The 14,447-nt window shown below is 38.9% G+C and carries 12 protein-coding genes; 11 read left to right on the top strand and 1 reads right to left on the bottom strand.

The window, feature by feature from the left end:
- Positions 1-56: 56 nt before the first annotated feature.
- Entirely contained in the window at positions 57-1,010 is a 954-nt protein-coding gene (locus tag ACX9TM_RS24610; protein ID WP_000425766.1) for a 1,4-dihydroxy-2-naphthoate polyprenyltransferase, read from the bottom strand.
- Positions 1,011-1,204: 194 nt separating this feature from the next.
- Between ACX9TM_RS24610 and ACX9TM_RS24605 the strand changes: the two genes are divergently transcribed.
- The 11 genes from ACX9TM_RS24605 to ACX9TM_RS24555 all read left to right on the top strand — a co-directional run bounded on the left by ACX9TM_RS24605 (position 1,205) and on the right by ACX9TM_RS24555 (position 14,446).
- Positions 1,205-2,599 carry an isochorismate synthase gene (locus ACX9TM_RS24605; RefSeq protein ID WP_000616738.1) on the top strand — a complete coding sequence of 465 codons (1,395 nt, stop codon included), beginning with the start codon at positions 1,205-1,207 and terminating at the stop codon, positions 2,597-2,599.
- Positions 2,596-4,350 carry a 2-succinyl-5-enolpyruvyl-6-hydroxy-3-cyclohexene-1-carboxylic-acid synthase gene (gene menD, locus ACX9TM_RS24600; protein ID WP_033696567.1) on the top strand — a complete coding sequence of 585 codons (1,755 nt, stop codon included), beginning with the start codon at positions 2,596-2,598 and terminating at the stop codon, positions 4,348-4,350. Before ACX9TM_RS24605 ends, menD begins: the two co-directional genes overlap by 4 nt.
- Entirely contained in the window at positions 4,347-5,159 is an 813-nt protein-coding gene (menH, locus tag ACX9TM_RS24595; protein WP_065382418.1) for a 2-succinyl-6-hydroxy-2,4-cyclohexadiene-1-carboxylate synthase, read from the top strand. The genes menD and menH overlap by 4 nt, the downstream gene beginning before the upstream one ends.
- 68 nt (positions 5,160-5,227) lie before the next feature.
- Positions 5,228-6,046 carry a 1,4-dihydroxy-2-naphthoyl-CoA synthase gene (menB, locus tag ACX9TM_RS24590; protein ID WP_000963881.1) on the top strand — a complete coding sequence of 273 codons (819 nt, stop codon included), beginning with the start codon at positions 5,228-5,230 and terminating at the stop codon, positions 6,044-6,046.
- A 323-nt stretch (positions 6,047-6,369) separates the two neighbouring features.
- Positions 6,370-7,815, top strand: a complete 1,446-nt coding sequence (locus tag ACX9TM_RS24585) for an o-succinylbenzoate--CoA ligase (protein WP_065382419.1) — start codon at positions 6,370-6,372, stop codon at positions 7,813-7,815.
- A complete protein-coding gene (gene menC, locus ACX9TM_RS24580) occupies positions 7,816-8,922 on the top strand; it encodes an o-succinylbenzoate synthase (RefSeq protein ID WP_000403318.1) in 1,107 nt (368 codons plus the stop codon).
- Positions 8,923-9,162: 240 nt separating this feature from the next.
- The gene (locus ACX9TM_RS24575; RefSeq protein ID WP_000822489.1) at positions 9,163-9,861 is read left to right on the top strand and encodes a response regulator transcription factor; all 699 of its coding nucleotides are present in this window, start codon (positions 9,163-9,165) and stop codon (positions 9,859-9,861) included.
- Positions 9,854-10,960: a sensor histidine kinase gene (locus ACX9TM_RS24570; protein WP_000002604.1), complete on the top strand. Its 1,107-nt coding sequence runs from the start codon at positions 9,854-9,856 to the stop codon at positions 10,958-10,960. Before ACX9TM_RS24575 ends, ACX9TM_RS24570 begins: the two co-directional genes overlap by 8 nt.
- Positions 10,961-11,042: 82 nt before the next feature.
- Positions 11,043-11,903, top strand: a complete 861-nt coding sequence (locus ACX9TM_RS24565) for a D-Ala-D-Ala carboxypeptidase VanY (protein ID WP_000759406.1) — start codon at positions 11,043-11,045, stop codon at positions 11,901-11,903.
- A 361-nt stretch (positions 11,904-12,264) separates the two neighbouring features.
- A complete protein-coding gene (locus ACX9TM_RS24560) occupies positions 12,265-13,365 on the top strand; it encodes an amidohydrolase/deacetylase family metallohydrolase (RefSeq protein ID WP_000139930.1) in 1,101 nt (366 codons plus the stop codon).
- Complete coding sequence (locus ACX9TM_RS24555; protein ID WP_023523247.1) at positions 13,343-14,446, top strand: DgaE family pyridoxal phosphate-dependent ammonia lyase; 1,104 nt, start codon at positions 13,343-13,345, stop codon at positions 14,444-14,446. The genes ACX9TM_RS24560 and ACX9TM_RS24555 overlap by 23 nt, the downstream gene beginning before the upstream one ends.
- The last annotated feature ends 1 nt before the right edge of the window (position 14,447 follow it).

Raw genomic sequence — 14,447 nt, 5'->3', positions numbered from 1 at the left:
TAGGAATTATGAGATGAATTTTAGATATGAAAAAGGAGCCGCATAAGCAGCTCCTTTTATAGAAAGTATCCAAGTAATAATCCGATTCCCATTAGGAAACCGAAGATTGTATTTGTTTTTGCTGTTGCAATCATCGCAGGTACCATTTCCATCGGAATGCTTTTGCCGATAAAGCCTTTCGTCGCTTTAAATGCTTTCGGCGCACTTAAAAATACGATAAGCATCCATGGTGATACGATGCCCACGATAATTAAAGCAATTGTCCAAATGTAGGAAACGATGAACATCGAAGCAAGTACACCAACCGCTCGCTCGCGTCCAACGAGAATTGCTAACGTTTTACGACCGTTTTCTTTATCGCCATCCAAGTCACGAATATTATTGGCTAGTAAAATGGCACCAATTAAAATGGAGCTTGGAATAGATAGTAAAATGACTTCTGATGTTACAGTTCCAGTTTGAATAAAGAATGAAATCCCAATAATAATGACACCCATAAATAATCCGGCTGTCAACTCTCCAAATGGTGTATATGCAATTGGAAGTGGGCCACCTGTATAAAGGTAAGCAACGGCCATACAAACAAGACCGATTGCAGCAAGCCACCAGCTAGAATTTATACAAATATAAACACCTAATAGTATTGCGATGCCGAAAAATCCAAATGCTAAGTTAAGCACTGTTTTTGGCTGAATGCCATCGCGAACGATAGCGCCGCCGATACCAACTGAACCTTCGTGATCGAGTCCTCTTTTATAATCAAAGTATTCATTAAACATGTTTGTTGCTGCTTGAATGAGAAGACAAGCAAGAAGCATCATAAGGAAAAGAGGAAGATGTATTTGATTTATACCTCCGACCTGCATCGAATATGCTGTTCCGATGAAAACAGGTACGAAAGCGGCTGTTAATGTATGGGGACGTAGTAAACTCCACCAGATGCGCCAGCCTGTTTGCTTACTTGGCTTTGGCGCCGTAGGAGAGGAATTCGTTTTGACGTTCATTTCCATGTTGAATCCTCCTTTGGTCACATATTGTACACAACTAAGTGTAGAAAAAGCATCATTTAGTGTCAACGTTTATTTTCTAGGAAGAGAAGGTGAATTTCTCAGAAATGCTAAACGTTGACAGGCCTTTCGTTTGAGGTGTATCTTAAAATCAAGCGTAATTATGACTATTTTTCGCCCATAGGGGGGAGACAATTGTGATTCAAACGAAACAAAAAGGCTTGCAAGAAGTTCTTATTGCAGCTATCAAGCGTGCAACTAACGAAAAAACATTGGTTAGTTTTGTAAAACAAATAGACTGGGTGGATCCGCTTCTGTTCTATGCAGCAGGAAAAAGGATTTCATTCGAAAATAGATGTTATTTTGCAGACCCGGCTCAGCATGTAATATTTGCAGGAATTGGCTCTGTTTTCACTATAGCAAATTCTTCTCATAAGCGCTTTCAAACCGCTCGCGACGAGTGGGAGAAAGTAAAAGAGAATGCATTTGTCCAAAGAGATGAATATGAATTTGGAACGGGTCCGCTTTTATTTGGTGGTTTTTCATTTGATCCAGAAAAAGAGAAAACGGACCTATGGAAAGAATTTAAAGATACGACATTTTCACTACCAGCATTTTTATTAACTGTAAAAAATGAAAAAGCATGGTTAACGATGAATACATTTGTTTCAGCAACAGATTGTGCAGAAACTCTTTCTAACGAAATGATTTCTTTAGAAGAGAAGATTTTGGGAGAGAGTAAATGTGCGCTAAACGGATCGAAATTGACTGTTATTTCTAAAGTAGAAGTGGATCCGAAAGGCTGGATGAAAGCAATTGAAAAAGTACAAGATGAGATGAAGCAGGGTAACGTGCAGAAGGTTGTATTGGCGAGGGAACTAAAAGTAGAGATGAATCATTCGATTGATTCTGCTCTTGTTTTAGAAGCACTTCGCATTGGTCAACCGGATTGTTACGTATTTTCTTTTGATTATAAAGGAGCATGCTTCTTAGGAGCGACGCCTGAGAGATTAATTCGCAAAGAAGATGAGAAATTTACATCGATGTGTCTTGCGGGTTCAATCGGTCATGGTCATTCTATAGAAGAAAGTAAGCGAAATAGTAATGCGCTTCTTCATGATGAAAAGAATTTAGCTGAACATGGGTATGTTGTTAACATGATCCGCTCGGTACTAAATGAACATTGCGAATACGTTAATATTCCGGAAAGCCCAGGTTTATTAACAACGAAAAACTTAATTCACTTATATACGCCTGTAGAAGCAAAAGGCGATGCGAGTCTTTTAACAATGGTAGAAGAATTACATCCAACACCAGCTCTTGGCGGGACACCTCGTTTGGAAGCGATGAAACTGATCCGTGATGTTGAATTGTTAGACAGAGGGTTGTATGGTGCACCGATTGGCTGGATAGATGATGAAGGAAATGGTGAATTTGCGGTTGCGCTGCGCTGCGGATTATTAAACGGCGAGAAAGCATCCTTATTTGCCGGTTGTGGTATTGTAATTGATTCAATCCCGCAGCTTGAATATGAAGAAACAAGTTTGAAGTTTAGACCGATGCTTGGTGCTTTGGAGGAATTAATGAAATGAACAATCATATAGAAGCATTATCATATTATTTAGGCGCGTTCGTGGATGAACTGACGCGTCTAGATGTATGTGATGTTGTCATTAGTCCAGGCTCACGGTCAACGCCGATTGCTTTACTAATGGAACAACACGAAGGAATGAACACATATTTACATGTGGATGAAAGATCAGCAGGATTTTTCGCGCTCGGTATTGCGAAAGCAAAAAAACGCCCAGTAGCATTATTATGTACGTCAGGAACAGCAGCAGCGAACTATTATCCAGCTGTATGTGAAGCTTTTCATTCAAGGGTCCCACTTATCGTCTTAACAGCGGATAGACCGCATGAATTAAGAGATGTTGGTGCACCACAAGCAATGAATCAATTTAATTTATACGGTACTTTTGTGAAACAATTTACAGAGATGGCACTGCCAGAAGCAAGTGAAGCGATGTATCATTACGCTCGTATGACGACGCAGCGTATAGTAGCAAATGCTTGTTTAGCGCCGCAGGGTCCTGTTCATCTTAATTTTCCAGTTCGCGAGCCACTTATCCCTGATTTCTCACTAGAAAGCTTATGGGATAAAGGACGTAGTGAATATACAGGAGTAGTTCAGCAAGGAAACGCGGTGATGCCGAGTGAATATGTAGATTCTCTTGTAGGGCGCCTTTCACATATGGAAAAGGGGCTTATTATTTGTGGAGATGATAGTCATGCAGAAATTGCAATGTTTGCAACGCAACTAGCTGAAAAAACTGGCTATCCTATATTAGCAGACCCACTTTCTAATATTCGTAGCGGACACCACGATAAAACGATGGTAATTGACTGTTATGATACATTTTTACGAAATGAAAAGTTAAAAGAAACATGGAAACCGGACGTTTTAATTCGCTTTGGTGGTATGCCTGTTTCTAAATCATTAACGCAGTTCATAAAAAAACAAACAAAAGCAGTTCATATCGTTGTCGATGAATCAGGACAATGGAGAGATCCAGCTCTTGTTGCGACAGAAGTTGTGCAAGCAAGTGACATTGAATTCTGCAAGGCATTAATAGAAAAAATGCCAGTTATGAAAAAGAATGATTGGTCCCTAATGTGGCAACATATAAACGAAAAAACGAAGGAAACGCTTCGTGAAATGGAAACATATGAAACTGCATTTGAAGGAAAGGTTATTACAGATATTGTGCGCGTATTACCAGAAGACGCAACGTTATTTGCGAGCAATAGTATGCCAATTCGTGATACAGACTCATTCTTCTTCACATCGGATAAAAACATCCATGTGATGGCAAACCGTGGTGTAAATGGTATTGATGGAATCATTTCGACAGCTCTAGGAGCAAGCGTTATTTGCGACCCACTTGTATTAGTAATTGGTGATTTATCATTTTATCACGATTTAAATGGACTGTTAGCAGCGAAATTACATGAATTAAATATAACAATTGTCGTTGTAAATAATGATGGTGGGGGTATTTTCTCATTCTTACCACAGTATGAGAAAAAGGAACATTTTGAATCATTATTTGGAACACCAATTGGACTTGATTATGAGCATGTTGTCAAAATGTACGGCGGTTCATTTAGCCGTGTAAATGGTTGGGAGCAATTCCGAGAAGAAGTTCGAAAAGGAACGACGACAGAAGGTTTACACGTTGTGGAAATTTGTACGAATCGTGATGAGAACTTAACATTGCACCGTACATTATGGGCAAAAACGATGGACGTAATTACTACATCTTTACAAGGTGAATCAAAATGAAAGTAACGCTGCAAGGTGTATCGTATGAATATGAAGTAGTCGGAAGCGGGGAACCACTTCTACTTCTTCATGGTTTTACGGGAAGCATGGAAACGTGGCGTTCTTTTATCTCTTCATGGAGTGAGCAGTTTCAAGTTATTGTAGTTGATCTTGTTGGGCACGGAAAGACGGAGAGTCCTGAAGATGTTGCGCATTATGATATCCGAAATGTGGCATTGCAAATGAAAGAACTATTAGATTACCTTCATATTGAAAAAGCACATATACTTGGCTATTCAATGGGCGGTAGATTGGCGATTACGATGGCATGTCTATATCCAGATTATGTACACTCTCTTTTATTAGAAAATTGTACAGCTGGGTTCGAAAACGAAGCAGATAGAAAAGAACGTCGTGAAAAAGATGATCGACTTGCCGATAAAATTGAGCGAGAAGACATAGAAAGTTTTGTATCCATGTGGGAAAATATTCCGCTTTTTGAAACGCAAAAACGTTTAGCAAAAAACGTACAAGAAGCGGTGCGAAAAGAACGACTTGCTAACAACCCAAAAGGGCTCGCAAATAGCTTGCGGGGCATGGGAACGGGGGCTCAGCCTTCATGGTGGGATGAGCTGAAAAACTTAAAAATACCTGTTCTTTTAATGAACGGAGAGTATGATGAAAAGTTCTTTCGTATATTAAAAAATATTGAAAAATGCATGTCTGATGCGAAATTTGTCAAAATTCATGGTGCTGGCCATGCAATTCATGTGGAACAACCGGAAAAGTTTGATACAATAGTAAAGGGATTTCTAAAAACTATGCAGTGATACTTTTTTCAGCAAGAAGGAAGCCACGCTTATAGGTGAAATCAGAAATATACAAGGAGGTAGTTGTAATGGCTATTGAATGGGTAAAAGAAGGCAATTACGAAGATATTATTTATTCAACATACAATGGTATCGCAAAGATTTCGATTAACCGTCCTGAAGTACATAACGCATTCCGCCCAAAAACGGTAATGGAGTTAATCGACGCTTTTGCACAAGCTCGTGATGATGCAAATGTTGGCGTTATCATTTTAACAGGTGAAGGTGGACGTGCATTCTGTTCTGGCGGCGACCAAAAAGTTCGCGGTCATGGCGGATATGTAGGTGATGACCAAATCCCACGTCTAAACGTATTAGACTTACAACGTCTAATTCGCGCAATTCCTAAACCAGTTATCGCAATGGTAGCAGGTTATGCAATCGGTGGAGGACACGTACTTCATATCGTATGTGACTTAACAATCGCTGCAGACAACGCTGTATTCGGACAAACAGGTCCTAAAGTAGGAAGCTTTGACGGTGGATACGGAGCTGGTTACTTAGCTCGTATGGTAGGCCACAAGAAAGCTCGCGAAATTTGGTACCTATGCCGTCAATACAATGCTCAAGAAGCACTTGATATGGGCTTAGTAAACACTGTAGTACCATTAGAAGAGCTTGAAGCAGAAACAGTACAATGGGCACAAGAAATTTTAGCAAACAGCCCAATGGCACTTCGTTTCCTAAAAGCTGCATTCAACGCAGACACAGACGGTCTAGCTGGTATTCAACAACTAGCTGGAGATGCAACGTTATTGTACTACACAACTGACGAAGCAAAAGAAGGTCGCGACGCATTCAAAGAAAAACGCAGTCCGGACTTCGGTCAATTCCCTCGTTTCCCGTGATCAAACCAAAAGCGGAAGCGGCTTGCTTAGAACAAGAGGGCGTTGGAACTCCTGACGTAGAGGCGCTTTTTGCCTCGTAGGAAGAAGTGCAGCCACCGAGCATTCTAGCTGCTGTAGCTGGATGTTTTAAAAGCGGAGCCGACTGTTTAGCCTCGTAGGCTAAGGTTCTTTCGCACAGAAAGTGTTTTTTACTTTCTCGTGCGGAAGGTTCTTAGACGGAAGGGGCTAGGAGGCGTAGCTGGATAAGACCAAACCGGAAACAAAACAACTAAGAGACTTGATATCATATCAAGTCTCTTTCTTTCATGAAAGGAGAATGAATGATGGAGACGATACCAAATTGGTTAATGCAACGTGCATTTTTAACACCAGATCGCACTGCAATTGAAATAGAGGAAGAGAAAGTTACTTTTATGGAGCTGCATGAAAAAGTAGTATCTGTTTGTGAACACCTCACGCATGTTGGAGTGGAGCGAGGGCAAAAGGTGGCTGTTCTGATGAAAAATGGTATGGAGATGATTACAGTTATTCACGCCCTATCTTATGTAGGTGCAGTAGCTGTGCTTTTAAATACGCGTCTTTCAAGAGAAGAGCTACTTTGGCAAATGGATGATGCTGAAGTTGTTTGTTTAGTAACGGATCAAGATTTTGATGCTAAAGATGTTCCTGTTTATTCATTAGCCGAAGTGATGAATGGACCAAAAGAGGAAGCCTCTATACAAGAAGAGTTTTCTTTAGAAGAAGCGATGACAATTATTTATACGTCTGGGACGACAGGCAAACCGAAAGGCGTTATTTTAACGTACGGCAATCATTGGGCAAGCGCAGTCGGTTCGTCGCTTAATTTAGGACTTCGTGATGATGATTGTTGGTTAGCCTGCATGCCGATGTTCCATGTTGGCGGGCTATCTCTTTTAATGAAAAACATTATGTATGGCATGCGTATTTTACTTGTTCCGAAATATGATGCTGATTTTATTCATAAAGCACTTCAAACGAGAGGAGTAACAATTATTTCTGTCGTTTCTAAAATGTTAACTGATTTATTAGAGCGACTTGGGGCAGAGACATATCCATCTTCTTTACGATGCATGTTACTTGGCGGAGGACCAGCGCCAAAACCACTATTAGAAGCATGTGTAGAAAAAGGAATTCCTGTATATCAAACGTACGGTATGACAGAAACATCTTCGCAAATTTGTACGTTATCCGCAGATTACATGTTAACGAAAGTAGGATCAGCTGGAAAACCACTATTTCAGTGCCAACTTCGTATTGAAAAAGATGGCGTAGTAGTACCGCCGTTAGTAGAAGGCGAGATCGTAGTAAAAGGACCGAACGTAACAGGCGGTTACTTTAACCGTGAAGATGCGACGCGAGAGACTATTCAAAACGGATGGCTTCATACTGGCGACCTCGGTTATTTAGACGAAGAAGGGTTTTTATACGTATTAGATCGCCGCAGTGATTTAATTATTTCTGGCGGAGAGAATATATACCCAGCTCAAATTGAAGAAGTGTTACTCTCCCATCCGGCAGTAGCGGAAGCTGGCGTTGTCGGTATGTCTGACGACAAATGGGGACAAGTACCAGCTGCTTTTGTTGTGAAAAGCGGGGCGGTAACAGAAGAAGAAATTCTTCATTTTTGCGAGGAGAAATTAGCGAAATATAAAGTGCCGAAGAAAGCATGTTTCTTAGAGGAATTACCACGTAACGCTTCGAAAAAATTGTTAAGACGAGAGTTAAGACAATTAGTGGAGGAGATGTAGGTGGAAATAAAAAAAGCGACACTGTATATAACGGAAATGCCACTCGTAATCCCGTTTGCTACAAGCTACGGGACTTACGAAAAGCGTGAGAGTATCGTTATTGAATTAGAGGATACGGACGGGTACATTGGATTTGGGGAAGTCGTTGCATTCTCTGAACCGTGGTATACGGAAGAAACGGTGAAGACAGCGCTGCATGTACTGCAAGACTTTTTAATACCTGATTTATTAAAGGCTGAAATTTCTCATCCGAATGAGGTACCGGGTCTATTTCAACATATAAAAAGAAACCGAATGGCAAAAGCCGGAATAGAGGGGGCTGTTTGGGATTTATATGCGAAGCGTCAAAAGAAATCGTTAGCGACATTGCTTGGCGGAACGAAGTCTGAAATTGAAGTCGGCGTTGTAATTGGCCTTAATACGATTCCAGTTATGTTAAAACAAATCGAGAAGTACGCGGAAGAAGGATACGAGCGTTTTAAAGTGAAAATAAAGCCAGAGCATGATTACGAATTATTGAAAGAGATTCGTAAAGAGTTCCCAGGTATCCCGTTAATGGCTGATGCAAACTCAGCATATACATTAGGGGATACGGAGAGGCTGAAACGACTAGATGAATTCCAATTAATGATGATTGAACAACCGTTAGCGGATTACGATTTTCTTGATCACGCAGAATTGCAAAAGAAAATTGAAACGCCGATTTGTTTAGATGAAAGTATTCATAGTTTAGAAGATGCACGCGTTGCGATTACGCTTGGCAGCTGCCAAATTGTGAACATTAAACCAGGGCGAGTGGGCGGATTAACAGAATCAATCCAAATCCATAATTATTGTATGGAACATAACGTACCCGTTTGGTGCGGTGGTATGGTAGAGATGGGGATTTCACGAGCGCAAAATGTTGCTCTTGCGTCATTGCCTAACTTTACGATTCCAGGAGATATATCTGCTTCTAGTAGACATTGGGAGCAGGATATTATTTGGCCGGAAGTGATGCTTGAGGGCGGGAAAGTGATGGTGCCGCAAAGCGTTGATGCTGAGTATGAAGTAGATCGCGGAAGATTGGAAGAAATTACGAAGCAGCGGATTGTGTTTGAGCGGTAAATGGAAGTTTCATTAGGATGCCCGCAAATAGCGAGAGGATTTTGTCGTTCATTGTCGGTAAGTCGATATATTTCAATAATTGCTGATATAATTTGAGTTACGGTCGATATAATTGGAAAATCGCTGATATAATTTTATTTACCAAGGTTACTCTAACGAGTAGCCTTTTTGTATTGTACAAATTGGATAGACTAGTTTACAATCGAGCGTATAAAAATGGAATGAAAAAGGGGGAGTAAAATGAAGCGCATTTCAATTTTAATAGCGGATGATGAGGCAGAAATTGCTGATTTAATTGAGATACATTTAGAAAAAGAAGGGTACCACGTCGTGAAAGCAGCTGATGGAGAAGAGGCAATTCATATTATTGAAACGCAGCCAATCGACTTGGTAATTTTAGATATTATGATGCCGAAAATGGATGGGTATGAGGTGACGCGTCAAATTCGTACGAAACATCATATGCCGATTATTTTTTTAAGCGCGAAAACTTCGGACTTTGATAAGGTGACAGGTCTTGTACTAGGCGCGGATGATTATATGACGAAGCCTTTCACACCGATTGAATTAGTTGCACGTGTAAATGCACAACTGCGTAGGTTTTTTACGTTAAATCAACCGAAAGTAGCGGAGAGTAAATCTGCTTTAGAACTAGGCGGAGTCGTAATTAATCCCGAGCGTAGGACGGTTGATGTATATGGTGAGCAAATTGAATTAACGCCGAAAGAGTTTGATATTTTATATTTATTAGCGAGTCATCCGAAGAAAGTGTACAATGTAGAAAATATTTTTCAGCACGTATGGGCAGACGATTATTATGAAGGTGGAAATACAGTAATGGTACATATTCGTACGTTGCGGAAGAAACTTGGAGAAGATAAAAGAAAGGATAAATTAATAAAAACAGTGTGGGGAGTAGGTTATACTTTTAATGGCTAATATGATGAAAAGTTTTCGATTTAAAATGATTGCCTTATTTGCGTTAAGTATGGTACTTGCAGCAACTGTAACTTATATAATTTATAAAGGATTGCAGCTGTATTATAAAACGATGGTTCGCTACGAAGAGCCTTTAGCACAATTTAGGTCAATGGTAAGGGAATTTGGAGACATTAATTTCTTTTTAATTTTCTTTATTCCGTTATCTATTATCTTTTTCTTCTTTTTGACAAAACCGTATTTAAAATACTTTGATGAAATTTCTAATGGGATTCATCATCTTGCGAACGGTAACTTTACGAATAAAGTTCAAGTTTCATCAAATGATGAGTTTGGAAATATCGCGCGTGAAATAAATGTTGCAAGTGAAAAGTTAAAAGAAGCTGTTGAAAGAGGAGACTTTGCTGAAAGTAGTAAAGATCAGCTTGTTGTGAATTTAGCTCATGATTTAAGAACACCATTAACATCCGTGTTAGGATATTTAGATTTAATTCTTAAAGATGAAAATTTAACAAAAGAACAAATTAAACATTTCTCCACAATTGCATATACAAAATCGCAAAGACTGGAAAGTTTAATTGATGAGCTATTTGAAATTACACGTATGAATTATGGCATGCTAAATCTGGATAAAAAGCCGATTGATATAAGTGAGTTGCTTATACAGTTAGAGGAGGAATTGTATCCGTTATTAGAAAAACATCATTTAGAAGCTAGATTGAATGTGGCTCCTCATTTACCGATGCACGGTGATGGAAAATTGTTAGCTAGAGTATTTGAAAACTTGTTAACAAATGCCGTTCGTTACGGCTATGATGGACAATTTGTTGATATGAATGGGTATGTTGATAATGGAGAAGTTGTCGTACAAATTATGAATTACGGAGATAGCATCCCGGAAGAAGATTTACCGTATCTTTTTGATATGTTCTATACAGGTGATAAAGCAAGAACTGAGAACCGTGGCGGGACAGGCCTTGGACTATTTATTGCGAAAAATATTGTCGAGCAACATAACGGTACGATTTCTGCTGAGAGCAATGTAGTTAGAACGATATTTGAAGTACGATTGCCAAAAGACGAGAATGTAACAATTTAATAAAAATTTAAACTTTACCCCACTTTTTATTTTAATAGTTTTTTCTATTCTATACGTAAGTTACGTTAAGGAGGAACTAGAAATGAAAAAGTGGGTATTTATTTCTTTTTTTATAGTATGCACAGTATGTGTAGGCGTTTATATATCACCGTTATTTCAAAAGGAAATCGACGTTAAAATTGTCGGGAAAGATGAGCTAGTAAAGGCGGCAAACACCGATGGGAAAGAGATTACGAAGGAACAAATTTATAAGGGCGATTTATTATTAGTTAACAGGGATTACCCAGTAAAAAAAGATAGTATTAGGTCTGATATTATAAATGTAAATCATAATAGTGAATTAGTGAGAGGCTATGTAATATTTGATAGAAATCTTCGTTTATCAAAGGATGTTGTGAAAAAGTTTTTGAACGTTGTCGATGCGGCTGGAAAAGAAAGTGTTAACCATTTTTTGATTAGTAGTGGCTATAGAGATTTCCAAGAGCAAAAACAGCTATATGAAAAAATGGGATCTGATTATGCACTTCCAGCAGGATACAGTGAACATAACTTAGGATTATCACTGGACATTGGGTCTACTCAAAAGAAAATGGAGAAAGCGCCTGAAGGAAAATGGATTGAAGAGAACGTATGGAAGCATGGCTTTGTATTACGTTATCCGAAAAATAAAAGTAACATTACAGGCATTCAATATGAGCCATGGCATATACGTTATGTAGGCTTACCTCATAGCGCAATTATGCAAAAAAAGAATTTCACACTAGAGGAATATTTAGAGTTTTTAAAAGAGGAAAAAGAGATTTCAACTGAAGTCGAAGGTAAGAAATATACTGTTTCTTATTATAAAGTTTCTGAGAATATGAAAGTGAACGTGCCAGCAAACAAGCAGTATGAAATTTCCGGGAACAATATGGATGGGGTTATTGTGACGGTTCAGGAATAGAGAAAGAGGTTGTTCCGTTTGGAGCAACCTCTTCGTATATATAAGAAAGGGATTGATGTTTTTTGTCGGTAAATCGATATTCTTTGTCGAATCGTTGATATATTGTGAGTTACGGTAGATATAATTGAAAAATCGTTGATATATTGTAAGTTATGATAGATATATTCAAAAAATCGTTGATATAATTTCCTATACTATTAGCATTTTGGAGGAGCATCTTTTTATTCGCTTTTAAACATTATAACGTTATATTTACTTCTCCCTTTTTTTGTGTTACGCTAAACGTGTGAAAGAGATATAAAAATGAAACTTTAATGTAAGCGTATTCTTATGGCTTCTTATAGAAAAGGGTGGAAGTACAATGACAGAACGATTCGTACTACGTAATGTGAAACGTGTGAACGGGGAAGAGATTGACATTGTAATTGAAAATAATAAAATCGCACAGGTGACGAAAGCTGGTGCTGGTGAGGGTGGAAAGGTTCTTGATTGCTCTGGTACTTACGTATCGAGTGGCTGGATTGATTTACACGTTCATGCTTTTCCAGAGTTTGATCCGTATGGCGATGAAGTGGATGAAATTGGCGTTAAGCAAGGGGTAACGACAATTGTTGATGCGGGTAGCTGCGGAGCTGATCGCATTGCAGATTTAGTAAAAAGTAGAGAACAGGCAAAGACAAATTTATTTGCCTTTTTAAATATTTCTCGCATCGGTTTGAAACGAATTGATGAATTATCCAATATGGAATGGATAGATAAAGAGAAAGTAATAGAAGCAGTAGAAAAGTATAAAGATGTAATCGTTGGGTTAAAGGCGAGAATGAGTAAAAGCGTCGTTTGTGATAGTGGAATTGAACCGCTGCATGTAGCGCGCTCTTTATCCCGTGAAACATCATTACCGATTATGGTACATATCGGTTCAGCGCCTCCTCGCATTGAGGAAGTTGTACCTCTTTTAGAAAAAGATGATGTTATTACACATTACTTAAACGGGAAAGAAAATAATTTATTTGATGAAGAAGGAAAACCGCTACCTGTGTTACTAGATGCAGTGAATCGCGGCGTACATTTAGATGTTGGTCACGGTAATGCTAGTTTTTCTTTTAAAGTAGCAGAAGCAGCGAAGCGTCACGGTATTGCCTTTCATACAATTAGTACAGATATTTACCGAAAGAACCGTATACACGGTCCAGTGTATAGTATGGCTCATGTTCTTTCGAAATTCCTTTACTTAGGTTATCCGCTAGAAGAAGTGATTGATGCGGTTACGAAAAATGCGGCAGAGTGGCTTAAGAAACCAGAGCTTGGCCGTATTCAAGAAGGAGATATTGCAAACTTAACTTTATTTACGGTTAAAGATGAGAAGGTTACGTTAATTGATTCAGAAGGGGATCAGCGCATTGCTGAAAGAAGGATTGATACGAAAGGGGTTGTAATTAATGGGTCATTCATTGAATGCTAAGTACGGATTAAAAAGAGTAATTAATGCGAGCGGTAGAATGAGTATTTTAGGTGTATCTGCTCCTACAGATACGGTAATGGATGCGATGAAACATGGTGGACAAAATTATGTGGAAATTGCTGATTTAGTAGATAAAGCAGGAGACCATATTGCGAGAATTCTAGATTCAGAGGCAGCGGTCGTTGTGAATTCAGCATCGAGCGGAATTGCGCTTTCTATCGCTGGTATCGTTACAGAAGGAAATCGCCGTAAAAGTGAAAGACTTCATCAAGAAGTAATCGCGAAAAACGAAGTGATTATGTTAAAAGGTCATAACGTTCAATACGGTGCTCCTGTTGAAACGATGATTTACTTAGGCGGCGGTAAACTTGTAGAAGTTGGCTATGCAAATGAAGGGAAAGCAGAGCATATTGAAGATGCAATTGGTGAAAATACAGCAGCGATTCTGTATGTGAAATCACATCATGCAGTGCAAAAAAATATGATTTCTGTTGAAGAAGCATGGGAAGTTGCGCAGCGAAATAACGTACCGCTTATCGTGGATGCAGCAGCTGAAGAAGACATTCAAAAATATGTGAAGTATTCAGATCTTGCTATTTATAGCGGTTCAAAGGCAATTGAAGGACCTACTTCTGGTATTGTGGGCGGTAAAAGAAAGTATATTGAATGGCTGAAAGTGCAATTACATTGTATCGGAAGAAGCATGAAAGTTGGGAAAGAAACAACTTTTGGTTTACTTCAAGCACTTGATGAGTACGGAGTAAAAGAAGATAAGAGCGAGCAAGAAAAAGAATTGCTACAAGTACTTATGCCGCTAAAAGAATTAAATGGTGTAAATGTAACGATCGTTCAAGATGAAGCTGGAAGAGCAATCTTTAGAGCACGTATTCATATTAACGAAAAAGAGTTAAATAAATCGGCAAAAGACGTTGTGGCTGCATTACGCGACGGGGAAATTGCAATTTACACACGTGATTACGGAGTAAGACAAGGGTTCTTTGATATCGATCCACGTCCACTTCAAGGTGATGACATACATGTAATTGAAGAAAAAATGAGAGAAATTGTAGGGGGAAACTAAA

This window comes from Bacillus sp. LH1, from assembly GCF_057924895.1.
Note: the sequence above shows the minus strand (reverse complement) of the source record. Positions and strands in the feature narration are given on the sequence as shown.